This window comes from Neobacillus sp. C211, assembly GCF_051842875.1.
Lineage (GTDB): Bacteria > Bacillota > Bacilli > Bacillales > Cytobacillaceae > Neobacillus.
In genome coordinates this window covers 19,223-43,526 of sequence record NZ_JBPXRO010000006.1, presented here as the reverse complement: position 1 = coordinate 43,526, position 24,304 = coordinate 19,223, and the positions used below count along the sequence as shown (strand labels likewise).

Genomic DNA, 24,304 nt, shown 5'->3' with positions numbered 1-24,304 from the left:
GAGGTTGACCCCTTCCGGATAAGATACATGTAGGGCATCCCCATCACACCTGATGAAGGACACCCGTCTAACTAAACTACTTACTAAGGCTGATAAATCTGATCAAACGTCCCGCCATCATTAAAGTGCGTCTCCTGTGCTTTTTTCCATCCTCCAAAATCTTTGTCAATCGTCACTAAATTAATTTTTGGAAAGATATTTGAATACTTGTCAAGAATCGCTTGATTACGGGGGCGATAATAATTCTTTGCGATAATTTCCTGTCCTACATCACTGTATAAATAATTCAAATAGGCCTCAGCTACCTCTTTCGTTCCCTTTTTCTCGACGTTCTTATCGACCACAGCAACCGGTGGTTCAGCAAGAATACTAATGGATGGGACAACAATCTCAAATTTGTCTTTTCCTAATTCATTAAGTGTTAAGAAAGCCTCGTTCTCCCAGGCAATCAAGACATCACCAATGCCTCGTTCAACGAAAGTGGTGGTTGCTCCGCGGGCACCAGAATCTAATACTTCAACATTTTTGTACAGTTGGCTCATAAATTTCTTAATTTTTGTTTCATCCCCATTATATTTATCTTTTGCGTATGCCCAAGCTGCTAAGTAATTCCAACGGGCACCACCGGATGTCTTTGGATTTGGAGTTATGACTGAAGTTCCCTTTTTCGTTAAATCGTCCCAATCTTTAATCCCTTTTGGGTTCCCCTTTTTAACTAGAAACACAATCGTTGACGTATACGGAGTCGAGTTATCCTTCAGCTTCTTTTGCCAATCCTTCGAAAGTAAGCCGCCTAAGTTTGCAATCTCATCGATATCATATGCCAATGCCAGCGTAACAACATCTGCCTCAAGACCATCGATGACAGCACGTCCTTGTTTTCCTGAACCACCATGTGACTGTTGAATGGTTACCTTCTGACCTTTTTCCTTTTCCCAATACTTAGCGAATTCTCCGTTAAACTCTTCATATAGTTCTCGGGTTGGGTCATATGAAACATTTAATAATTGGACAGGTTCTTTTGGTTTCGCAGCCTCTTGTTTGGTTCCCCCATCTTTTTTTTCAGTGCTTTGATTACTAGACTGACTGCTGCACCCTGCTAGAATAAGGGCGATAAGAATAAGTACGGTTGTGAATTTGTAAGCTAGTTTCATTTGTGATTTCCTCCTTTTTTTAAACAAAAAAGGCTACCTATTCTTAGGACTATCGCTTAAAGGTCGGTTGTCTGCTTTTCGGAGTTAAGATAAGTCCGGTGAGCAACAATCATTTCTTGCATAGTCTAGAAAATAAGTAGCCTTCAGTAGACTGATCGGCAAAATTTTTTAAAAATAAATCCAATAATAAGTGTGGTCACTTTTTGCAAATCATCTTTGTTATTTAGATGTTTTCTTATTTAGTGCAAATCGTGTTTTCTCTGTCTTATCAATTTGAGTGATCGTACCGTCATGAACGGTTATGACCACAGAACCATACTCCATACCCTTTAGTGTCGAAAGAATATAGTTTGCTTTTGCTTGATCCACAATTGCCATATTTTTATCCTCCCTTAAATTCCTAATACCACATAGGAATACTTGGTTTTATAGTCTAAAAAAAGACCCTTTGATTCTATTCATCTACATAAACCTGAAAAAACACAAAATGACTGACAACAATGTGGACTCCACTTACTAATTGGATAGATCATGATTTGTCCCCCTTCGAATAAAAAAAGACTTATACCCTAATTAAGAGTATAAGCCTTTGGTTTTCCAATCAGCTTAATATTAAATTAATCGTTCTCTGAATCTATTTGAATTATTTACATTTTATTCTGACTTTTCCTACCTGTCAAGTGGGTTTTACAAAATAATTTCTAGTACCAGCTTTCCAAAACAATAAAGTACTAATCAAAAGTAAGTCGATACGCTTTCACAATGATGCCGTCATCCGCAGGTTCAAAATCGAATTGCGGTAGCCTTTCAAAACCAAGGCGCCCGTATAGTCCCATCGCACTTTTCATAAAATCTGCGGTATGCAGGCCGATTGAATGACAGCCTTGCACTTTCGCTCGTCGAACACATTCTGAAATCAGTGCTTTTGCCACCCCATTGCCTCGAGCTTGCGGTATCACTGCGAGCATTCGTATTTCAGGATAATCCAACTCATCTACCAATCCTTCGTAGGCATCGGTTTTTGCAGGAAACAAGGCAACACTGCCTACTATTTTCCCTTCAATTTCAGCAACAATTCGTTCCACATCCTCCTGCGCATCAGTATCCGACGAGATTGCGTGTTTAAGAGCCTTCCAATGATCTTCAGGAATATTTTGGGCATGTTCTTCATATGAGTTTACTCTTTGTTCTCGAATGAATGATAACTCATCCGCTGCAGCATTACGAATAATCATTTTAACACCTGCTTCTAGTCAGTTTTTCTCAATGTATTAAAACCTTTTCAACCTTATTCCATAGATTTGGAAAATCAATTTTCTCGTTTATATACAAATTAAAATATGAGTATTTCTATCGGTTTTATCCATTTTAGTATGTAAAACTTTTATAAGTCAATAATATTACCTGACTTTATTTAAGATTCAGAATCATTAACCCAATGAAAAAGGACATCTCCCATTTCAGAAGATGTCCTGCTTTCCCTATTTTAAGCTACCTTACGTTCCTGATAATTTTTAAGCTCATGGCCTTCCCATTTGGTAATAACAATTGCAGCCAAAGAGTTTCCGACAATGTTTACACAAGTACGAGCCATATCAAGAATACGATCAATTCCGGCAATAAATGCTAGCCCTTCTACAGGAATACCTACGCTGCCCAAAGTGGCTAGTAGAACAACAAACGATACACCTGGTACCCCAGCAATTCCTTTAGATGTTAACATCAATACAAGAACTAATGTAATTTGATGTCCAATACTCAAATGGATTCCATACATTTGCGCAATAAACAGTGCGGCAATCGCTTGGTAAAGCGTAGAGCCATCTAGATTAAAGGAATATCCTGTTGGAATTACGAAAGATGTAATCGATTTAGGACAGCCCAATTTCTCCATTTTTTCCATAATTTTTGGAAGAACGGTTTCTGAACTTGCTGTCGTGTAACCTAAAATTAATTCGTCTTTTAAATATTTAATGAGGTGGATAATATTGAATCCGGCAATTTTTGCTACTAATCCAAGGACGACAAGGATGAAGAAAAACATGGATCCGTATACAACCAGGACTAGTTTTCCCAGTGGAATTAATGAAGTAATTCCAAATTTCGAAACAGTAACACCAATTAATGCAAACACACCGAATGGAGCGAGCTTCATGATTTGGTTTGTGACATAGAACATCGCATCGGCCGTTCCTCGGAAGAAATTGATAATTGGTATCCCTTTCTCTCCAATCGCTGCCACACCAAGTCCAAACATAACAGAGAAGAAAATAATCGGTAACATTTCTCCGTTAGCTAATGATTGAATGATGTTCGTCGGAACAATATTCACAACAGTGTCAATCATAGAATGGGCCTCAGTTTTTTCGGCTGTACTTACATAGCTGTTAATATCCGTTTTAGTAAGTTTCGATTTATCAACGCCGTCTCCTGGCTGAAACACGTTCGCAGCAAGAAGTCCAACAATGATCGCAATCGTGGTAATGATTTCAAAATAAAGCAGGGTTTTCCCGCCCAGTTTTCCTAAAGACTTCATGTCACCAACACCAGCAACACCAACAATAAGGCTGGAGATAACAATTGGGACAACAATCATCTTAATTAAGCGAATAAATATATCTCCAATTGGCTGAAGGTAGCTTGCCACATGTGGATTTCCGTAAAAAACCGCACCGACAATAATACCAAGTGTCAGACCAATGAAAATCTGCCATGCTAAACTAATCTTCTTCATATGCATTTCCCCTTTTTTATAATATTAAAAAATTGATTACATAGAGGTATCAACTAAGAAGTACAATCTTTCAAATTTTTTATAAAATGAAAATTTCTATTTACTAAACAATTTAACATTATTTATTTTAATAATAATTTTCCTATTAAACAACATATATTTAAGTGGGAATTACTCTCATTTATAATATTGATATAGTAAAAACCATAGATACCAAGGCTCCGCGCCTATTAATTCATTAGTTATTTCTTTCAGAAAACCCGCCATCAAATTGACATACATACCATTTTCACATTCGAATCAGTGTAAAAAGTTGGTAACAAAACTTACACAAAAAGTCATTAGAAGTTATTCTAAAAATAAAAAAGAGAGAGGTTTGCTCCCTCTCAATTTTGGAATTTTATCGGAAAATCCCCTATTAAAGGATATTGATTCCAGTCAAAAAAATAGAGCAGGAATCTTAAATCCCTACTCCGTCTTAATGACTACCTTAAAAACTCGAGTACCTTTTTAACTGCCGCCTCTCCCTGGTCGATACAGTCTGGAATACCAACACCTTCATAGGAACCTCCAGCTAGAAATACTCCGGGTAATTCCTTAGTCAGTGATTCCTTCACACTCTTCATCCGTTCAATATGACCAACATTGTATTGCGGCATCGCTTTTTTCCATCTTGTGATGATATGGAACAATGGTTTATCGGTTATGTTCATGGTTTTATTTAAATCCCGTAATGCAACATTTATAATTTCTTCATCTGATAAATCAACCGCCGCTTGATCATTTGGTTTTCCAACATAACAGCGTAATAAGGCCCTATCCTTTGGTGTCGTACCAGGCCACTTCTTATGCGTCCATGTGCAGGCAGTTATTCTAAAGTCACTGTTTCTCGACACTAAAAAGCCTGTCCCCTCGATGTCCTGTTTAATTGCCGACTTTGGAAATGCCATGGCAACGTTGGCCACAGAATAGGATGGCATATCATCAAACGTGTGCATGAACGGATAATCAGAAAGCATTTTTTGTGCATGGAAATGTTCTGTCGCAATGACCACGCTGTCCGCCTGTTCAACCGTTCCATTAGCGAAGGTAATCGAATAGTGGTTTTGACCTCTCACAATTTTTTCAACAGGGACTCCTTTCCTAACAGTTCCCTTATCCATCCTCTTGACGACTTCTTCAATTAACGATTCCAAACCGGTTGATAAGGAGATAAACATTCCTTTTTTTGAAGGTTCTTTTTTCGCTGTTTTAGGTGGGGCTGGCATCGTTTTTTTCAAGCCAAGCACAAGGCTTCGATGTTTTTGCTCCATATAATAGAACATCGGAAACAATGACATTAAGCTTAAGCGGTCGATATCGCCTGCGTAAATTCCTGACAGTAGAGGGTCGATTAAGTTATCCACTATTTCATCCCCAAGCCTTCTTCTGAAAAACTCACCGAGGGATTGATCTGCCTTTTCCTTTCCTTTTGGTAAAATAAAATCACCTGCTGCCCGTAGTTTTCCTAGTGGGGAAAAGAGTCCTGAGAACGCAAATGGTGTAACCTGTGTTGGGATACCCATGAATGCTCCCTCAGGCATCGAATGGATCCTTCCTCTAGCGTATATATAAGATTTCCCGGCTGTATTCGCGACCACTTTGTCTTCTAAGCCGACTTCTTTAATTAATTTAAGCGCACTGGCTTTTCGAGCCAGAATGGAATCGGGACCTTTTTCAATCATAAAGCCATCCCTCTTCACCGTGTGAATCACACCGCCAAAACGGTCACTAGCTTCATATAGCTTGACTTCAAGCGGCAGTGCACTCTCCTTGATCTCCTTTTGCAGGTAGAATGCTGTTGCTAAACCTGTGATTCCTCCACCTATTATGACGACCTTCTTTTTCTCCATATCAAAAACCAGCTCCAGATAATTATTTTTAGAAAAAAATTCTATGTTGGATGAAAGTTAATTTGCTCATATTTTCACATATTTTTATAAAGGAGAGTGCGATCCATGCTCCTACATTTATCATTTTAAACTATTAAATAAAATAAAAAGTAGAAATTTACAACTTGTACTAAAATGTTCACCAATGTATTAGCCTAGCTATCTATGAATAGCTTATTGATAAAAGGACTATTCCATACCTTTTTCAAAGGAGGGATAAAAATGGGATATTATGTTAAAGTGGCACCTGAAGTGAATATATATGTTGAAGATGTAAATCGTAAAAGTAGTAAAACCATCCTCTTTGTCCATGGCTGGCCAGCCAATCATAAATTATTTGAATATCAGTTTAATGTCCTTCCTGCGATGGGATATCGGTGTATTGGGATCGATCTAAGGGGATTTGGGAAGTCAGATAGACCTTGGGAAGGGTACTCGTACAATAGACTTGCTGATGATATTCGGGAAATTGTTAAAGCACTTCGTTTACAGAGTTTCACGCTTGCAGGTCATTCTGTCGGTGGAGCGATTGTTATCAGGTATATGGAACGCCATAAGGGCTTTGGGGTATCGAAATTAGCCCTTTTTGGTGCGGCTGCCCCTAGTTTTATAAAGCGGCCAGGCTTTCCTTTTGGATTAGAGGCGAAGGATGTCAATTTACTACTGGGGCAGATTTATAACGATCGGCCGAAAATGCTCTCTGATTTCACGAACATGTTCTTCCATCAGGCGCTCACTAAACCTTTCTCGGACTGGTTCTTTCAATTAGGAATTGAAGCAGCAGGGCATTCCACTGCAGGCTTACTAAACTCCTTAAGAGATGAAACCTTATTTACAGATATCAAGAGAATTCAGATGCCTACATTGATTCTTCATGGTCAACATGATCAAATTTGTTTGCCACCTCTGGCTTCCATCTTGCACCAGGGAATTATCAACTCTAAGCTTGTTTGGTTTGAACACAGTGGTCATGGTTTGTTCTGGGAAGAGCAGAAAAAGTTTACACAGGAATTGGCTAATTTTATTGGGTAAGGTGAAATTCTCTTTGCTAGAGTGACCACATCATAAAGACAGCGCTTCTAAATATTATTAGTGGGAAGCGCTTGTTATTTCTGCTGATAGTAATCGATTAATAGAGTTAATAATTGATATTCGGATATTTTTTTTGCAAAAATTGAACCGATTGGGTAATTAGCTCTTTTAACACATCGATATCAATATCAGCGACCTTATTGATGTATACACACCCTTTTCCAGTTGTATGTTTCCCAAAGTCCTTTAGCAATTCCTCACGCTTGGTTTCACCCGGTGCAAAATACAAACTAATTTTTGCCTTTCGTGGCGAAAAGCCAACTAAAGGGGCATCTCCTTCATGGCCAGATTCATATCTATAATGATAGGAGCCGAATCCAATAATACTCAGCCCCCACATCTTTGCCTCATAACCTGTTGTTTCAGAAAATATATCTATTAGTTTATTCGCATCCTCACGTTTTTTCGGATTTTCGACATTTTCAATAAACTCGATCACACTATGATCGGTTTCTTTTGTTTTTTGCTGATAGCTCATTTTTTCACTCCTATTCTTCATATCAAATACATTATTGGTAAAAAGAACTAATTAGAGACACATGTTGGACTTTTTCAAAAAGTAATAAAAAAAGAGAGTATCACTACTCTCCTTCTTCTACAACAACAAGGTAACCATGTTGTTGCGGGCCGTCCTCGTATACTTCGCGAGAGACTATGTAATAATTTTCTTTATTCTGGTCAGTAATGACCATTTCACTCGGACTCTTGTCCACTGCTGCTGCTTCTAAGCTGAAGTATGGTAACCCCAGTTTTGAGTTATCAAATGACATGGTTATCCCCCATTTCTATCTTTTAACATGTACATTACCCATGAAAAGTATAACAAATTTCAGACATCAATGTGACCTGATCGTTTCTTTTTTATTTAATCTTATGGTAATCTCATTAAAGATAAAATCAAACGTTTCTGAAAAGAGGGATTATTATTAACGTATTATGGGATTTCGACGGCACTCTTTTTGATACCTATCCAGCACTTGTCTCAGGTTTCATCAACTTAAGCAAGCAAGACCTTGATCGCGATGAGGTTCTAAAATGGCTAAAAATTGATTCCAAAACAGCCTTTAAACATTATGGAATAGATGAGAAGCAGAGACTTGAGTATCAAACCTTACATAACTATTATTCAAAGACGGAAAGCAAGCCATTTGAGCACTTAGCGGAAGCCCTATCTTCTGTTGATCACAATATTATTGTTACGCACCGCGATAAGGAATCGACCATCTTTCTGCTTAAAAAATATCATTTAGACAAATACTTTAAAGAGATTGTTTCTGTTGAGGAACAAGGTTTTACAAGAAAACCCCACAGCTCCTCCTACGAATATGTTCTAAAAAGTCACCATATTGATTTGGTCGTCGGTGACCGTGACTTAGATTTAATTCCCGCTCGAGAATTAAATATTAAAACGTGTGCATTTCAAAATCGAAACATTGAAGCTGATTTTCATATCGACAGCTATGCCGATTTTATTACAGAAGTTCTTAACCCTCTTCAACAGAAATAGGTTGAAAGTTCTTTATTAATATTTTGAAACTTTATTGGACCTCAATCGTATATGTATACATAAGTTAGGTTTGTACGATTAAAAAATTATTATAGAATGGAAGATCTATATTGGGCTCGAATATTTTACTGATTGGACAGTATGCTTTTGAGATTTATTATTGGTTAATCTTAATATCTATTTTCAGTTCCTGGTTTCCTCAGTTTCAAGCAACAAAGATTGGTATCTGGATTGCCAAGCTTGTCGAACCATATTTAGGATTGTTCAGAAGGTTTATCCCCCCTCTGGGTCCGATTGACTTTTCCCCGATCATCGCATTATTTGTCTTTAGATTTATCAGGCAATTTGCTTTAGAAGGTCTCCGTCAATCATTGAATGTCATCGGGGCATAAAAGCTATTAAAAAAAGGAGTTGCGCTGCAGCTCCTTTTTTCTATATCATCAATATCTCCCTGATATCCTCTTCAGTAAGAGTTGACATGACTTTCTCATCAGAATCGATGATTTCTTCGATAAGATGTCTCTTTTTATCTTGCAGTTCATTCATTTTTTCCTCGATTGTCCCTCGGGCAACCAGCTTGATGACCTGGACGATATTTTTCTGGCCCATCCGGTGGGCACGATCGGCTGCTTGTTCCTCGACAGCCGGGTTCCACCACGTGTCATATAAAATAACGGTATCCGCACTCATCAAATTAAGACCAGTTCCTCCTGCTTTCAAGGAAATGAGGAACAAATCTCGTTCACCGCGATTAAAGCGCTCGCAGATTTTAACTCGTTCTTCAGATGGAGTCTGTCCATCCAGGTAAAAATAAGGCAATCCTTTCGCAGTTAACGCTCGGCCAATAAGATCAAGCATTTTCGTAAACTGTGAAAAAATTAATACTCTTCTTCCAGAAAGCTTTGATTCGTCAACAATCTGCAAGAGTTGTTCGAATTTCGCTGAATTCCCTTGATACCCATCGACAAACAAGCCTGGATGACAGCAAATCTGCCGCAAACGAGTCAAACCCGCTAGGATTTTGATTCGATTTTTTCGAATCGTGTCCTTGTCCAGATGCTTTAATGTGTCATGCCTAAGTTTCGCCAAGTAGGCTGCATACAGCTTCTTTTGTTCTGGGAGCAGTTCCACAGACTCCAGCGACTCCATTTTTTCAGGAAGTTCGGCAAGGACATCCTCCTTCAACCTGCGCAGTAAAAAAGGACGGATTCTCCGTGCAATGTTTTTCCTTGAAAGCTTACTATATTCCTTTAGCCCAAGGAACAGTTCAGGAAAGACAACATGAAAAATTGACCACAGCTCTTCCAAGGAATTTTCCACGGGTGTCCCCGTAAGTGCAAAGCGATGATTGGCCTGTAACATCTTTGCTGCACGGGCTGTTTGCGTCAACGGATTTTTAAAGGCTTGCGCTTCATCAAACAACACCGTATGAAAGGATTGCTTCTCAAACCAACTGATCTCGCGGCGCAGTAACGGGTAGGAGATGATCATTACATCGACATCCTTCCCTTCCTTCAGAAGTTTGGTTCGCTCAGCTTTTGTTCCATCAATGACAGCGGCCTTTACCTGGGGAGCAAATTTCCTGATTTCACTTAGCCAGTTATACGTCAAGGATGACGGACAAATAACGAGGGCTGGCTGGTTATTTTTACGGATATCGGACTGAACGGACATGATAAATGCGATGCTTTGAATCGTTTTTCCAAGTCCCATATCATCGGCCAGTATCCCGCCGAAGCCGTAGTATGCCAGAGTCTTCATCCATTTAAACCCATGCTTTTGATAATCTTTAAGGATGGGCTCTAAACTCGTTGGCACCTCAAACTCCAACCGGCCTGGATTGTGAAGGTGATCAAGGAACTGCCGAAAGGATTCCTCTAACTTAAACGCATCACTAACCTCAACCGTATCAAGAAGTTGAAGACTCTGCTCAATTGGTAAATCCAAACCACTGGCGAGATCCTTATTCTTGGCTAGTGGTGAGTAAAGAAAACGCTGGATTTCATCGAATTCTCTCGTCTGAAGCGAGAGCAGCGACCCATTAGGCATACGATAATATTTCCGTTTTTCCTCTAAAGCCGACAAAACTTCACGTATTTGTCTTTCAGGAATGCCGTCCATTTCAAATTTAAATTCAAGCCAATTGGTTCGTTCCTTTTTGACCCTCACCCTAACCTGCGGGAGAAATTCCCCTCTAGAAATCCGATTTCTTACAGCCGTCGTCGCATAAATTCGGACGAGCTTTTGGAGCTTTGGAACGACATAGGTCAGAAAGTCATACTCCAGTTCTTCATTATGAAGAAAATATCCACCATCTGTCTTGGCAAACGAGCTATCCTCAAAGAGCTGGAGGATTTCATCTTCCTTTTCTACATCACGGATTACTAAAGAGCCAGATGGGAGATCTCTACTTTCCAATGGATTAATGATCCAATTTTCGTAATGAAATTCGAGTCCCGCTAGCAAGCGGTTTTTGACACGATCCAAGTAGAGTTTGGCCACGAGTGGTGTGTTCATCAATTGCTTCGTAATCGTTTCTGCAATCGTAACCTGTCCTAGTTTTTTTAACCCTGGCGCCACTTTTTCCAGAAAAAACCGGATTTTCTCTTGCGGAATGGAAATTTGATTGGTCCCTGAGGCATCCAACATCTTTTTCAGATCCGATAGGCGTTTATAGTCCTGATCTTCTAGTTGTTTTACTTTCCCTTCGTATAAAACGGAATGATAGGCACTTAAGAAAATCATCCGATGCAAGTTTTTAACCTTCAGTTGATAACCGTTTCCTACCGCTTTTGTAAAATCAAACTGTAATGGCAGTGATTCGGCTGATAGGTGCAGACCTTGAAAGGTATGTCCCTCAGATTTCACCTTCACATAGGGAATTTTTATGAGCAACGGAAGCAGCCGTTCCCAAGAGGATGATGGAAGGAACAGCTTCTGATGTTGATCGGTGTCAGGCACCACATCCACATAAACCTTTTCATCCCGTAGTACTTGGATGAGCTGCTCCAAAATGGCATTGGTTTCTTTTTGAAAGCAATGGAGATTTGGATCGTATTGGAATGAGCTCGAAAGTGGGTAAGTCTTTCCCGTACTTACCCGCCCCAAAAACATTCGGATATTTTCCACCTCAGTTGATGCGACGGTCATTTCGATAGCGAATAGGTATCTTCCCTTGCCAACCTCCATGGGTTTACAGGTAAACTCGATATCAAGTACATTTCTTTTTTCAAAATGGAGTTGATGACTGCTTGAGCGGACAGGCTGATCCGTAAAAAGTGTCAGTAACCCTTCCGTCAGATCCTGGTTAGTTGAATTGGGAACCATCGGGATGGTTCCTTTCTGCTGGTGCTCGTAAATGGACAATAAAACGGCGGCAATATGCTGACAATCCTTTGTAAAAGAGGCTAACTTCGGGCAGCTGCATTCCGTTAAAATATCATCGTTGCCATCCGCTTCGATTGTCACATGGAAGACTTCCTCTCCTGTTACCGTAGCTTGACAACGGTCAGGTCGATATTGTTCAAATGTGACTTTATTCGTTTGATAAAAATAATCTCCTCGTTTGAAGGAGACAGTGCCACACATTTCTTTGATGAGTTTTTGATTTAATGGGATGTTCACGTGTCCTGCTCCTTCCTGAGTTTCTGCACCAATTAAGATATAGAACATTATAGCATACGTACTATTTTTTATAATTTACTTCAACATAGTAATAGGAAGGAATGATAAGATAGTTGAAGTAAAAAAAAGCGTCTGCCATTTATTTCTGAATGGCAGACGCTGAAATATTAAAAGCCTACGCTCATCGTATCCGGATGGGACCCAGCACGGCTATCTTGATTCAATCCATCAATTTTGTCCATATCCTCAGTGGATAATTCGAAATCAAAAATATCCGCATTTTCAATAATGCGATGTTCTTTGATTGATTTTGGAATTGTAACCACTCCATGCTGTAAATCCCAGCGTAAGATGACTTGAGCAACAGATTTATTATATTTATGCGCAAGATCTTCTAGAACCGGTTCACTTAGAAGCTGCCCTTGTTTTAAAGGCGACCATGCTTCCAGTTGAATTCCTTCATTTTTACAATAGGCAAGCAGCTCTTTTTGGGTTAAGTGCGGATGGAACTCCACCTGATTTACCATCGGTTTAATCTCTGCAGAACTGATTAAATCTTCTAAATGGTGAACCTGGAAGTTACTTACGCCAATCGCGCGCACACGCCCCTCTTTGTAAAGTTTTTCAAACGCCTTCCATGTTTCTTTATATTTTTCTTTTCCTGGCCAGTGAATTAAATAAAGATCTAAGTAATCAAGTCCAAGTTTAGTAAGACTTATTTCAAACGCCTTTAACGTGGATTCATATCCCTGTTCGGAATTCCAAAGCTTTGTCGTAATAAACAGATCCTCACGGGGAACGCCAGAATCCTTAATCGCCTGACCTACACCTTCTTCATTACCATAAATAGCGGCTGTATCAATGCTTATGTATCCGTTTTTGATAGCAGCTTTTACAGACTGAATAACCTCTTCCCCTTCGGTTACTTTAAAAACGCCTAATCCCACCCATGGCATCTTTACTCCATTGCTTAATGTAGTCGTGTCTGTCAAATTTGTTGGCATCGGTTATTCCTCCTTAAATTTGGTCGTTGTTATAATAATCACATAATTATTGAAAAAATTCCATTCTAAGGAATTTATTTATTAAAATGTAGCAGGGTGTCGTTCATTTTGGTAAAATCATGTAAAACCGTTGGAGGGACCATCATGATTCCCTATCCGTATTAAAAAAAAGGAGGTTCACATGTTTTTATCCTATCCCATTTTAGCCGCCCTTTTAGGAATGTTTATTGCCCAATTTGTAAAAATTCCGATACACTATTTTGCTTCAGGAGAATTAAGATGGAATTTGATGTTTAGCACTGGTGGTATGCCTAGTTCTCATACAGCTACAATTATTTCATTAACTACTGCTATCGGTTTAACTTCAGGACTCCATTCTAATGAATTTGCGATTTCTGTGATCGTTTCACTAATTGTCATGCATGATGCGACTGGAGTTCGAAGACATGCAGGCTATCATGCAGAGGTATTAAATACATTGTTAGCTGATTTCAATCTTTTAATTGACACCTTAAAAAACCCGAAGTTAAAGAAAACAGAGTCTAGAGAAAAGCTGAAAGAATTATTAGGGCATCAACCGGCAGAAGTATTTTTTGGATTGATCACAGGAATCATTGTTGGTGTGCTAACCTATCAGTTCTATCCGTTTAACTAGTCGTTTTGGAGTGTGTTCTAGGTTAAATTTGGCTGTTGCCATGACAGCCAAATTTTGCCGCTACTCTATCAACCTACAAGCATGGAAATTATATAATCACTGCCGCTTACGATAAGAACGCTTTGCCCCAATCCACTCATTATACCAGTGATAACCCTCAAGACATTATTACTCATCCTATATTTCCTTTTCTGTGTCCAACCATCAAGAACCATCGGGACATTTAAAAGTAGTCCGAGCCATAATGACAAATGTATACCCGCAATCAGCAAAAACGGGAAAAATAAATAGCCTAGCAAGATACCCGTACATCTTGCACATAAGGGGAGAGTATACCCCTTAATCGTAATACTCCGAGACTTCATCCGATGACAAGGAACGATATCTAGCAATCTCATTTTTTTAATTACAATCCGGTCCACAATCACAATCCGGCCCACAATCCCCATCAAAGTCCGGAATACAATCACAGTCTGGAGTCCAATCGTATTTCTTTTTTCGATGTTTCTTTTTTCCATAATAAATCAAAATAAACAGCAACAGTAGTATTCCGGCACCAATAGCAATGGCCCCGACTGTTACTGTACCTTTTACCAATAAAGTGGTACCCACGACAAAACAAATAATCATTGCAGTTAAAAAAAGAAAAAACATTCCCATCACCTTTGTCATTTAGACTTAACTTCTATCATTTATGCTACAGGACCTCACTTCTTACCATTTTTATGTTAATGTCTTTTTTAAAATATTCCCTGACACCTGACCGATCCTTACACTATAAAGAATACTATCATTCTATTTCTCCTTTGAAGAGTTTCTTTCCTTCTTCCATTTACCTTCGCATTGCTCATGAGAAAAACCGCCAAAGCCTTGTTTTGAGCCTGGCGGTTTTTTGATGTTAAGTTTCTCTGGGGCTTAATGTCCTTGTTTCAACATTTCTAAAAATGGTTCTTTTTTCTTTATTAATTCATAGTAAAGGGCTGTGCTTGTCTGAACCACTAAAAAAACAATCAATGAATACTTCATACTATAACCATGCTGATAATGTGTTAGGCCCATAAAGCCGGAGACTTTTTCCATTAATAAACCGACAATGCACCACCCAAGCACATAAATGATAAATGCCTTTCTGCCGATTTTAAATCTTTCATAAAAATAGACGAAAAAATAGCTGAATGGGGCAAACAAAAAATAGCTGAGCAAATCAAAAAGCTCATATTCGTTAGAATCATTGACCTTATAAAAATCTAGTAATCCACCGCCGATAGTGAAATCAAACAAAGTAGAGCTCGCGAATCCCCAAACTAAAAATAATATGGTAATCGATGTGGGTAATCTTTTCGGAAATAGAAAAAATGCAGTATAAGAAACAACCAGCAAAATTAAGATATAAATCTCATTTTTATCAAAATCTTCCCATAAAATCATTAAAAACTCACCACCTTCCGAGAGGCTCTCGCAAAAAACTTATAAGAAATAATCGCAATACAATTTACTATAAAAAAATAGATTCCATCATACCAATAATGCCAATGGTTATATTCAGTTATGTCAAAAAAGGTAGAGAGTATACTTACACCCGTCATTATTATTACAATAGAAACTATTAGTGTCATTTTCATCATCATCGTTTTACTCCAAAGTAGAAGATTCAACTGAATAAGGGCTAGCATTGGTATGATGACACTTCGATTAAGTAGATAGGCAGTATATTGCAAATTTTCTTGAGTACGTTTTATTAGCCTTAGTTCCTCAATGACAATCCAAGAAAAGTTAATACTAACAATTAAAATAACTAAAAAGATCAATGTATTCTCAGCCAATGTTAGTTTCTTCTTTATTACTGCAAAAAGGGATATTACCAGCCATGCTATGAAGAAAAAAACTACTAAGCCCATAAAAAGCCTCCCAAAGATTTTAATATTAGTTTAGCTATTTAATGAATATTCATACTAAAAAAAGACAGGCCTCATTTCTTGATATAAATTATTGAATTCATTGATTTCTTTCTTTTAAAATATCCTGAATGATTTCCATATGGAAAGCAGCCCATGCCTTTTCTCGAAAATGAAGGATGACACTTAAAGTTAAAATCATCAAATATGTAACCCCAAATATTGCCCAAAGTTTGCTTCCATCCTTGAAAAGGAAGTCCATCAATGGTTTGGAAAATAGAAACAAAAGCCATGGGACAGAAGAAACAAAAATCGGTATAATCCCAGATCCATTCTTTTCCTTGATCATTCGATAATTAATTAATTGCAACATGCTGCTATCAAGTGATTGATACAGTCTTTGAACCTCTTCAATTTCTATGTATTCCCTCATATGTTTGGTGGATTCACCGTTGTTTATGGCTTTGTTAAGCCGAAGGTAAACTTTATGCGCATCGCCTCGAAATGAAAACATATCTTCTTACCTTCCCTGCTATTTTTTATATTATTTTTCTCGACTGACAGGATAGTATGTAAAAAATAGAGAAATAGAAAAATGAATTATTTTTACTTGTAACAAACTAGTTGTTAAAAAGACTTATAATTACAAATAGATGTAAGGAGGATGAATTATATGAATTACAAAATTATTGAAAGAGACAGTTTCCAAGTTATCGGAATCAAGCGAGAGTTCTCATGTGCAAATGGGGAGAACTTAACGGAGATACCAAAAATGTGGGGGGATGTTCATGCAGATGGAACCAACGATTTATTACTCCAATTGAATAATGGGGAAATTAATGGGGTGCTTGGGGTATGTGTCGATAAACAAGACACGCAGCAGCAATTAATGGATTACTGGATTGCATCGGAACATAACGGTGACGCGCCAGAAGGTTTATTGAATCTCGTTATTCCACCTTCAGTGTGGGGCGTATTTGAAGTTCACGGTCCAATGCCCGAGGCAATCCAGAAAGTATGGAAACAAATACACTCTGAATGGTTTCCGTCAAGTCATTACAAGCATGCAGGCACACCTGATTTAGAAGTCTATTCCGCCGGAGATCCTTGGGGCCCCGATTACTACTCAGAAATCTGGATTCCTTTAAAATAAAAATTATTATGCTTAATCTTTTAATTAAACGTTTGGGTTTTCCAAGCAACGTCTATCAAGGGGTTCAGCGTTTTAATCAAACGTTGAGTTAGTTTTTTAGACCAAATACCTCTATTAAAATTAATGAACGATTAACATCTAGTTCATATTTTATTAATAATTTAGCGTTAAAGTACATTTAGAGGGGATGGCATGCGTGGCCATCATGGTATTTGGCGTAGGTGGAGCCGGTACCTTAGGAAGAGCACTAGTTAAACAGTAGCTCCCTTAAATATGTAAATCTTTGACTCACTTGTTTGATACATATGAAAACCCAACAGGAGTGCACCTCTTTAAGAAGGAGGTGTACCGTTTTTTATTGCCTGTTTCCGTTATTAACGTTGGTATAACTCATTAAAAATGATATTTGGTGTAAAACTACACTTGCGTATTTGTATATTTTTGATTATTTAACGACTTTTCTCTTCATTGGGCGAATTTCTGAGTTTTATGAGCAAATTTTTGGGTTTTATGGGCGAATTTTTGAGTTCAATGGGCGAATTTTAGGTTTCAATGAGCGAATCCAACTTGGGGTATCGCTTTGATCGCCGCAGGTAGTGGTAACCAAAATAAATACTGCAAAAAGCTCGGGGACATATTGTCCCCGAGCCCTCATTATTTACCGATAAATTCCTGTGTCCAGTAATTACCTTGTGATACATAACCAACACCGATATAGTTGTAGTTCGGGCTAAGGATATTCTTACGGTGACCTTCACTATTCATCCAAGCCTTGACTACTTCTTCAGGAGTTCGCTGTCCCATCGCAATGTTTTCACCAGCATATCGGTAGGTGATGCCGTATTTTTTCATCATATCAAACGGTGAACCGTATGTCGGGCTTGTATGGCTGAAGTAGCCATTTGCAGACATATCACGGGACTTCTCATGGGCCATTTTGCCAAGTGTTCCATCCACTTTAAGTGCTGGTAAACCATTTTTTGACCGTTCTTGATTGGTTAGGTCAACTACTTTTTGCTCATAAGCACTTAACGAACTTGTAGTTGGTGTTGAACTTGGTGGTGTCGCAGTTACCGGTTGTTGCTGCACAGGTTGTGGTGTCGCTGTTTGAGCAGGCTCCTGAGTTGGTACGGTTTGATTTGGTTGAGCCGGAACAGGCTGCTTTACTGTATTATGTGAAAATGAGAATCCTAAACTAGCAAGATATTTTTCGATTACACTATTAATCTCATTCATATTAGTCCCTTGGTAAACAAATACCTTTTCCTGCACGGAAGGGCTAGTAGTAGCTGCATGAGCTTTATTTAATACCGGATTTGACATCATTAACGCGGCCGCAGCTGCTACAGTTAGAATTGCTTTTTTCTTCATCATCGTTTCTTCCTCCTGTTTTGACAATTTGCCGATCTTTCGCAAATTCATCGTAACATATGATTTTCGTCATATTTGAGGAAGGATTTTACAGAAATGAAATGCAATTGGTTCTTTTGACAGCTTCAAATCTAATAATCTCCTGATACTCCAAGTCTCTAGAGTCCATTATAAAAATTGAATTTTCTTCTCACTATTAACTAGATATCGGAAAAATTACCAATAATTATAAGGCGAAATAGAGTTGACAACTCTTTAAACAACCGGCTTTTTTAACAAATATTTCAAACAAGTATCGTATTTTACATTTATTATTTATGGCAAATCACTGCGGTAATTGCTTCATTACCAGTTAATACACTTACCATATTATCGGCAGCTAAATGAGCCATACTCATTCTTGTTTTCACACTGGCACTTCCAATGTGAGGCAGTGTAACCACATTTGGCAGGGATAATAATGGATGATCAATTGGAACTGGCTCCTGTTCGAACACATCCAGCCCAGCAGCCCAAATTTCCCCATTCTTCAATGATTGAAATAAAGCATCCTCATCGACAAGACCACCTCTAGCCGTATTGATCAAGATGGCATTTCTTTTCATTAGGGACAATTCTTCTTTTCCAATTAGGTGGTATACCTCGGCGCTATAAGGCAGCAGAAGGCAGACAAAATCAGATTGCTGCAACAAATCCTTCATTTCCCTGTAGTGAATTCCCAACTTTTCATCTTTTTCCGGTTTCCGTGTCCGATTATAATAGAGAACATTCATATCAAAGCCCTTTGCCCGCTTGACGAGTGCTTCTCCAATTCTTCCTAATCCAATAATCCCTAAGGTTGCACCATAAATATCTTGTCCAGTCATCTGCATAAGGGACCATGCTCCCCATTCACCACTGCGCAGGAACTCAGATGACTCCACGACTCTACGTGCTGTCGCCATTAATAGCGCAAACGTTAAATCAGCTGTCGTTTCGGTTAACACGCCAGGAGTGTTGGTTACGACGATTCCCTTCTTTGCAGCAAAGTCAACATCGATATTATTATAGCCTACCGCTATGTTACTAATGACCTTTAACTGTTTGGCTTTACTTAGGACCTCTTCATCTATCTTTTCTGTTAGAAGACAAATAAGCCCATCCACATCTACTATTTCTTTTAGTAAAACATCCCTTGGAACAGGGACATATTCCTCGTGCCACATTCTCACCTGAAAATGATTTGAAAGTTTATCGATCATTTCATCGGGTAGCTTTCTTGTAATATATACTGTTCTTTTCAAATCGTGCTCCACCTTTCCATCTGGCGAAATTGCCATACAATCTTACGATGTAAACTTTTCTAAGAAATGTTCAATAGCAATCGAGGATGTCCCTAATGCGGGAGCATTTTTTCCTAAGGAAGACAATAATAACTCATGACTGTTATTAAGTTTGTCATTACTTCTTGATAAAATAGAATTTCGAATCGAATTCAACACCACAGGCAGAGCTTCAACAATGTCGTTTCGGATAATGACCGCTTGCGGGTTAAATGTATTTAAGATACTTGTTAATCCAATCCCAAGGTAGAAGCCAAAATTTTGTAATGCCATTAATATATCCGGATCATTTTGGTTTGCAAGATTAATTAGTTCCTGATAGGAAGTGATGGTATCGTTATTCTGAAAAGTATGTAGTAATGCTTTTTCAGAGGCGTATAATTCCCAGCACCCTCGGTTTCCACAGCTGCATTTGAGCCCATTAAAATCGATAGTCAGATGACCCATTTCTCCAGCAAAACCATTGACGCCTCGATATAAATCATTATTAATAACAATTCCGATCCCGATTCCAGTACCCACGCTAACGTAGATTATGTTTTCATAATTTTTAGCTGCCCCAAATACTTTTTCTCCATATGCGCCTGCATTGGCTTCATTTTCAATAAAAACTGGTACCTGAAATTCCTGTTCAATGAGCGATTTTAAGTCAAGTTCATAATTCCAGTCGATATTTGGAGTGAAAATAACCTTTTGCTCGGTATTGACAAGGCCTGGTATACATAAACCAATGCCGATTAACCCGTAAGGAGAATCTGGGATTTGATTAGTAAGGTCTTTAATCATCGAAAATAAAACATCCTTGTTCGTATCAAGTGAAGGTTTCTCTAGATGATGATATTGATTTAGAACAATATTTCCTTTTAAATCAGTTAATATACCATTTATAGAATCAACACCTATATCAATTCCGATAGAATATCCGGCATTTTTATTAAAAACTAACATGACAGGCTTCCTCCCGCCGCTGGACTGCCCTTGTCCGATTTCAAAAATAAGGTTCTTTTCAATTAACGTATTGACTTGAGAAGAAACAGTGGATTTATTTAATCCGGTTATTTCAGATAACCTTGCCCTTGAAACAGGAGAATTGGAAACAATTTCATTTAACAGTACCTTTTGATTCATTTTTTTCACTAACATTTGATCGGCAATAATCACAAGTTTGCACCCCGTTTGTATAATGCGTAAATTAAGTCTCGATGTTTTATAGTTATATAATCCTATTATAAATCAATATTTATCGGAAATATACATAAAACATTCTAAAAAAACTATTGATTAAAGCGCTTTAATTTTATAAGATATAATCAGATTAAAGTTAGTTTATCCAAACAACAAACTAACATGACTATACATCCACTAAAGCTACATAGTTTTAAATAACAATTTATTTCAGGAGGGAAAAAACATGGTTCAAACAAAAATGAATACCTATTTTGGAAGCGTAAACAAGGTGGCTTATGAAGGTAAGGATTCTAAAAATCCATTAGCGTTTAAATATTACAATCCTGAGGAAGTTATTGGCGGGAAAACAATGAAAGACATTTTACGTTTTTCAGTGGCTTACTGGCATACCTTTACTGCAGATGGATCCGATCCATTTGGCGCCGCTACTATGGAAAGACCTTGGAACCAATTCACTGGAATGGATTTAGCAAAAGCAAGAGTAGAAGCTTCATTTGAACTTTTTGAAAAGCTTGGTGTACCATTCTTTGCTTTCCATGATCGTGATGTTGCTCCTGAAGGCAGAACATTAAGCGAAACAAATAAAAATTTAGATATCATTGTCGAAATGATTAAAGATTACATGAAAACAAGTAACACGAAACTATTATGGAACACAGCTAATATGTTTACCAACCCTCGCTTCGTCCATGGTGCAGCTACTTCTTGCAATGCTGACGTATTTGCCTATGCAGCAGCCCAAGTGAAAAAAGGTTTAGAAACAGCCAAACTGCTTGACGCAGAAAACTATGTATTCTGGGGCGGCCGCGAAGGTTATGAAACATTATTAAATACCGACTTAAAACTTGAACTGGATAACTTAGCAAGATTTATGCATATGGCCGTTGATTATGCGAAGGAAATCGGCTATACAGGTCAATTCCTAATTGAGCCAAAACCAAAAGAGCCTACCACCCACCAATATGATACTGATGCAGCAACAACGATTGCCTTCTTAAGACAATACGGCTTAGAGAATTACTTTAAATTAAACCTTGAAGCAAACCACGCTACACTTGCTGGACATACATTTGAACATGAGTTACGTGTGGCAAGAACAAGCGGCCTTCTTGGTTCCGTTGATGCAAACCAAGGAAATCCTTTACTTGGCTGGGATACTGATGAATTCCCAACCGATTTATATTCTACAACCCTAGCAATGTATGAAATTCTACAAAACGGTGGTCTTGGCCGCGGCGGCTTAAACTTTGATGCCAAGGTAAGAAGAACATCCTTTGAAGTTGAAGATCTAGTCCATGCGCATGTAGCTGGAATGGATGCCTTTGCCCGAGGCTTAAAAGTAGCTCATAAATTAATCGAAGACCGTGTTTTTGAAAATGTGATTGCCGAACGTTACAGCAGCTTTACGAAAGGAATTGGCCTGGACATTGTTCAAGGCAGAGCCAACTTCCACACACTTGAGACATATGCCCTTAACAATGACACAATTAAAAATTTATCAGGTAAAACCGAACGCTTGAAAGCATTGTTAAACCAATACTTATTAGAAGTTTAAAAATTTTTCCTTTCTAATGGACCCTCCAACTGAAGAAGGCCAATTCATTGGATGAAATGGAATAATTTTGGACGAAAACAGCTTAAATGATTAGAACGCTATCCTTTGAAACAAACATGAAGGATAGCGTTTATTTATAACCATATGATAATAATTAGTTTTGGATCAGCCTTGTGGTTGAAGACAGCTTTAATGTCAAGTTAGGAAGCTTTGTCCATCATCAGGGTTATTGGCGACACCTTTGGTGAAAATTAAGGTATTTTTGTCTACAATAAGGGCTATTGGCGACTTTTTCGATGAATATTCAGGTCCTTTTGGCTCCAATAAGGGCTATTGGCGACACTTTCGATGAATAATCAGGTCCTTTTGGCTCCAATAAGGGCTATTGGCGACACTTTCGATGAAATTTCAGGTCCTTTTGGCTCCAATAAGGGCTATTGGCGACATTTCTGATGAAAATCCAGGTCCTTTTGGCTCCAATGGAGGCTATTGGCAACACCTTTGGTGAATTTTCAGGCATTTTTGTCCTCCAGCGGATTTTTCTAATTATAAAAGGAAGTTACATCCATAACAAAAGTTCTATACAACTCTATAAAAAGTGAGGAGATCAACATGAAATATGTAATCGGTGTAGATTTAGGGACTAGCTCTGTGAAAGTGCTTCTCGTTGACCAAGAAGGCACCGTCAATTATTCGGTTTCAAAAGACTACCTGTTAATCCAGCAGCAGCCAGGATATAGTGAACAAAATCCCGAAGATTGGGTAGAACAAACAATTGCAGCATTACAGCAGTTAGTAACTGAATCAAACATACAGCCCGACGATATTGAGGGTCTTAGTTTTTCCGGACAAATGCATGGGTTAGTCTTACTTGACGAAAAGCATCAAGTAATCAGAAACGCCATTTTATGGAACGACACTAGAACCACCCCACAATGCAAGAAAATTGATCAGCAGCTAGGCGGCAAACTGCTTGAAATAACAAAAAACCCTGCTCTAGAAGGCTTTACCTTACCAAAGATTCTTTGGGTAAAAGAGAATGAACCCGAAAACCTAGAAAATACAAACGTATTTTTACTTCCAAAAGATTACCTCCGCTATCGTTTAACAGGAAAAATACATATGGATTACTCAGATGCTGCAGGTACGCTGATGTTAGACGTTGTCAACAAATCATGGAGTGCCGATATTCTTCGCACATTTGAAATCTCTGCTGCCATATGTCCTCTATTAGTGGAAACTGAAGACCTCGTCGGAACGCTCTTACCAGAGATTGCGGAGCTCACTGGTTTATCTTCATCGACTAAAGTGTTTGCAGGTGGGGCGGACAATGCTTGCGGTGCGATTGGAGCAGGGATTTTATCCGAGGGAACGGCCCTTTGCAGTATCGGAACATCAGGTGTGTTCCTTTCATATGAGAACGATAAAAACAAAAATTACGGAGGTAAAGTTCATCTTTTCAATCACGGACAAAAAGACTCCTACTATACCATGGGTGTCACGCTTGCAGCTGGCTATAGCTTAACCTGGTTTAAGGACACCTTCGCCAAGGATCAATCATTCGACAGTCTACTAGACGAGGCCGCACAATCCACAATCGGTGCAAACGGTCTAGTCTTTACTCCATTCTTAGTAGGTGAACGCACACCCTATGCGGATGCAAAAATAAGAGGAACTTTTACTGGAATTGACGGCTCCCACAACAAAGGTGACTTTACTCGAGCGGTCATCGAAGGAATTGTTTTCTCAATTAATGAGAGTGTCGAAATCTTCCGCAACTATGGCAAGACCATTGATACCGTTATTTCTATAGGCGGTGGTGCGAAGAGTGAATTATGGCTGCAAATACAAGCCGATGTCTTTAACGCAAGAGTCGTGAAGCAACAAAATGAACAAGGCCCAGGTATGGGGGCAGCGATGATTGCGGCAGCTGGATTGAATTGGTTCACCTCTCTTCAAGAATGTGCAAAGGTCTTCATTAAAGCCGATAAGGTATATGAACCAAAACCAGAAAATGTTCAGCGCTATAAGGAATTCTATCAAGTGTACAAAGATATATATCCGCATACTGTTGCGATTAATCATCAATTATTTGATCTTCGAAAAGGGAATTAAAAAG

General features: G+C 38.5%; 24 protein-coding genes. 7 read left to right on the top strand and 17 right to left on the bottom strand.

What is annotated here, in order from left to right:
• Nucleotides 1-83 precede the first annotated feature (83 nt).
• The 5 genes from ACSU6B_RS07840 to hemY all read right to left on the bottom strand — a co-directional run bounded on the left by ACSU6B_RS07840 (nt 84) and on the right by hemY (nt 5,780).
• Nucleotides 84-1,154, bottom strand: a complete 1,071-nt coding sequence (locus tag ACSU6B_RS07840; protein WP_410884127.1) for a sulfate ABC transporter substrate-binding protein — start codon at nt 1,152-1,154, stop codon at nt 84-86.
• Between the two features lie 219 nt (nt 1,155-1,373).
• Nucleotides 1,374-1,532 carry a YezD family protein gene (locus ACSU6B_RS07835; RefSeq protein WP_410884125.1) on the bottom strand — a complete coding sequence of 53 codons (159 nt, stop codon included), beginning with the start codon at nt 1,530-1,532 and terminating at the stop codon, nt 1,374-1,376.
• A 353-nt stretch (nt 1,533-1,885) separates the two neighbouring features.
• Nucleotides 1,886-2,389: a GNAT family N-acetyltransferase gene (locus tag ACSU6B_RS07830; protein WP_410884123.1), complete on the bottom strand. Its 504-nt coding sequence runs from the start codon at nt 2,387-2,389 to the stop codon at nt 1,886-1,888.
• Nucleotides 2,390-2,640: 251 nt separating this feature from the next.
• Complete coding sequence (locus ACSU6B_RS07825; RefSeq protein WP_215003687.1) at nt 2,641-3,888, bottom strand: cation:dicarboxylate symporter family transporter; 1,248 nt, start codon at nt 3,886-3,888, stop codon at nt 2,641-2,643.
• Between the two features lie 485 nt (nt 3,889-4,373).
• Nucleotides 4,374-5,780 carry a protoporphyrinogen oxidase gene (gene hemY / locus ACSU6B_RS07820; RefSeq protein WP_410884121.1) on the bottom strand — a complete coding sequence of 469 codons (1,407 nt, stop codon included), beginning with the start codon at nt 5,778-5,780 and terminating at the stop codon, nt 4,374-4,376.
• 261 nt (nt 5,781-6,041) lie between these two features.
• Here hemY and ACSU6B_RS07815 point away from each other — a divergent pair, with 261 nt between their 5' ends.
• The gene (locus tag ACSU6B_RS07815) at nt 6,042-6,851 is read left to right on the top strand and encodes an alpha/beta fold hydrolase (RefSeq protein ID WP_410884119.1); all 810 of its coding nucleotides are present in this window, start codon (nt 6,042-6,044) and stop codon (nt 6,849-6,851) included.
• A gap of 106 nt (nt 6,852-6,957) precedes the next feature.
• Here ACSU6B_RS07815 and ACSU6B_RS07810 read toward each other — a convergent pair whose 3' ends face one another.
• Together ACSU6B_RS07810 and ACSU6B_RS07805 are read right to left on the bottom strand one after the other, a co-directional pair.
• Nucleotides 6,958-7,389, bottom strand: coding sequence for a DUF1801 domain-containing protein (locus ACSU6B_RS07810; RefSeq protein ID WP_410884117.1), 432 nt, complete (start codon nt 7,387-7,389; stop codon nt 6,958-6,960).
• A 103-nt stretch (nt 7,390-7,492) separates the two neighbouring features.
• Nucleotides 7,493-7,681, bottom strand: coding sequence for a hypothetical protein (locus tag ACSU6B_RS07805; RefSeq protein WP_215003679.1), 189 nt, complete (start codon nt 7,679-7,681; stop codon nt 7,493-7,495).
• A gap of 137 nt (nt 7,682-7,818) precedes the next feature.
• Here ACSU6B_RS07805 and ACSU6B_RS07800 point away from each other — a divergent pair, with 137 nt between their 5' ends.
• Nucleotides 7,819-8,418 carry an HAD hydrolase-like protein gene (locus tag ACSU6B_RS07800; protein ID WP_410884357.1) on the top strand — a complete coding sequence of 200 codons (600 nt, stop codon included), beginning with the start codon at nt 7,819-7,821 and terminating at the stop codon, nt 8,416-8,418.
• A gap of 110 nt (nt 8,419-8,528) precedes the next feature.
• Nucleotides 8,529-8,810, top strand: coding sequence for a YggT family protein (locus ACSU6B_RS07795; RefSeq protein WP_410884115.1), 282 nt, complete (start codon nt 8,529-8,531; stop codon nt 8,808-8,810).
• Nucleotides 8,811-8,850: 40 nt separating this feature from the next.
• Here the strand turns inward: ACSU6B_RS07795 and ACSU6B_RS07790 are convergent, their stop codons facing one another.
• Nucleotides 8,851-12,042, bottom strand: a complete 3,192-nt coding sequence (locus ACSU6B_RS07790; RefSeq protein WP_410884113.1) for a DEAD/DEAH box helicase — start codon at nt 12,040-12,042, stop codon at nt 8,851-8,853.
• Nucleotides 12,043-12,209: 167 nt separating this feature from the next.
• On the bottom strand, nt 12,210-13,046 hold the full coding sequence (locus ACSU6B_RS07785) for an aldo/keto reductase (protein ID WP_410884111.1): 837 nt from the start codon (nt 13,044-13,046) through the stop codon (nt 12,210-12,212).
• Between the two features lie 181 nt (nt 13,047-13,227).
• Here ACSU6B_RS07785 and ACSU6B_RS07780 point away from each other — a divergent pair, with 181 nt between their 5' ends.
• Entirely contained in the window at nt 13,228-13,701 is a 474-nt protein-coding gene (locus ACSU6B_RS07780) for a divergent PAP2 family protein (RefSeq protein ID WP_215016966.1), read from the top strand.
• Between the two features lie 68 nt (nt 13,702-13,769).
• Here the strand turns inward: ACSU6B_RS07780 and ACSU6B_RS07775 are convergent, their stop codons facing one another.
• The 5 genes from ACSU6B_RS07775 to ACSU6B_RS07755 all read right to left on the bottom strand — a co-directional run bounded on the left by ACSU6B_RS07775 (nt 13,770) and on the right by ACSU6B_RS07755 (nt 16,110).
• Nucleotides 13,770-14,066 carry a DUF2085 domain-containing protein gene (locus tag ACSU6B_RS07775; protein ID WP_251026634.1) on the bottom strand — a complete coding sequence of 99 codons (297 nt, stop codon included), beginning with the start codon at nt 14,064-14,066 and terminating at the stop codon, nt 13,770-13,772.
• Nucleotides 14,067-14,103: 37 nt separating this feature from the next.
• A complete protein-coding gene (locus ACSU6B_RS07770; RefSeq protein ID WP_369445955.1) occupies nt 14,104-14,373 on the bottom strand; it encodes a hypothetical protein in 270 nt (89 codons plus the stop codon).
• Between the two features lie 243 nt (nt 14,374-14,616).
• Nucleotides 14,617-15,129: a hypothetical protein gene (locus tag ACSU6B_RS07765; protein ID WP_410884109.1), complete on the bottom strand. Its 513-nt coding sequence runs from the start codon at nt 15,127-15,129 to the stop codon at nt 14,617-14,619.
• The gene (locus ACSU6B_RS07760; protein ID WP_410884107.1) at nt 15,129-15,599 is read right to left on the bottom strand and encodes a hypothetical protein; all 471 of its coding nucleotides are present in this window, start codon (nt 15,597-15,599) and stop codon (nt 15,129-15,131) included. Before ACSU6B_RS07760 ends, ACSU6B_RS07765 begins: the two co-directional genes overlap by 1 nt.
• A gap of 97 nt (nt 15,600-15,696) precedes the next feature.
• Entirely contained in the window at nt 15,697-16,110 is a 414-nt protein-coding gene (locus ACSU6B_RS07755) for a hypothetical protein (RefSeq protein WP_168242006.1), read from the bottom strand.
• Between the two features lie 159 nt (nt 16,111-16,269).
• On the opposite strand from ACSU6B_RS07755, the gene ACSU6B_RS07750 reads away from it, so the two are divergent.
• The gene (locus ACSU6B_RS07750) at nt 16,270-16,749 is read left to right on the top strand and encodes a GyrI-like domain-containing protein (protein WP_410884105.1); all 480 of its coding nucleotides are present in this window, start codon (nt 16,270-16,272) and stop codon (nt 16,747-16,749) included.
• Between the two features lie 654 nt (nt 16,750-17,403).
• On the opposite strand, the gene ACSU6B_RS07745 is transcribed toward ACSU6B_RS07750, so the two are convergent.
• The 3 genes from ACSU6B_RS07745 to xylR all read right to left on the bottom strand — a co-directional run bounded on the left by ACSU6B_RS07745 (nt 17,404) and on the right by xylR (nt 20,603).
• Nucleotides 17,404-18,120, bottom strand: coding sequence for a CAP domain-containing protein (locus ACSU6B_RS07745; protein WP_410884354.1), 717 nt, complete (start codon nt 18,118-18,120; stop codon nt 17,404-17,406).
• Nucleotides 18,121-18,431: 311 nt separating this feature from the next.
• Entirely contained in the window at nt 18,432-19,403 is a 972-nt protein-coding gene (locus ACSU6B_RS07740; RefSeq protein ID WP_410884103.1) for a 2-hydroxyacid dehydrogenase, read from the bottom strand.
• A 42-nt stretch (nt 19,404-19,445) separates the two neighbouring features.
• Nucleotides 19,446-20,603, bottom strand: coding sequence for a transcriptional repressor XylR (gene xylR / locus ACSU6B_RS07735; protein WP_410884101.1), 1,158 nt, complete (start codon nt 20,601-20,603; stop codon nt 19,446-19,448).
• Nucleotides 20,604-20,853: 250 nt separating this feature from the next.
• Between xylR and xylA the strand changes: the two genes are divergently transcribed.
• On the top strand, nt 20,854-22,185 hold the full coding sequence (gene xylA / locus ACSU6B_RS07730) for a xylose isomerase (RefSeq protein ID WP_410884099.1): 1,332 nt from the start codon (nt 20,854-20,856) through the stop codon (nt 22,183-22,185).
• Nucleotides 22,186-22,797: 612 nt separating this feature from the next.
• Entirely contained in the window at nt 22,798-24,300 is a 1,503-nt protein-coding gene (gene xylB, locus ACSU6B_RS07725; protein WP_410884097.1) for a xylulokinase, read from the top strand.
• Nucleotides 24,301-24,304 lie beyond the last annotated feature (4 nt).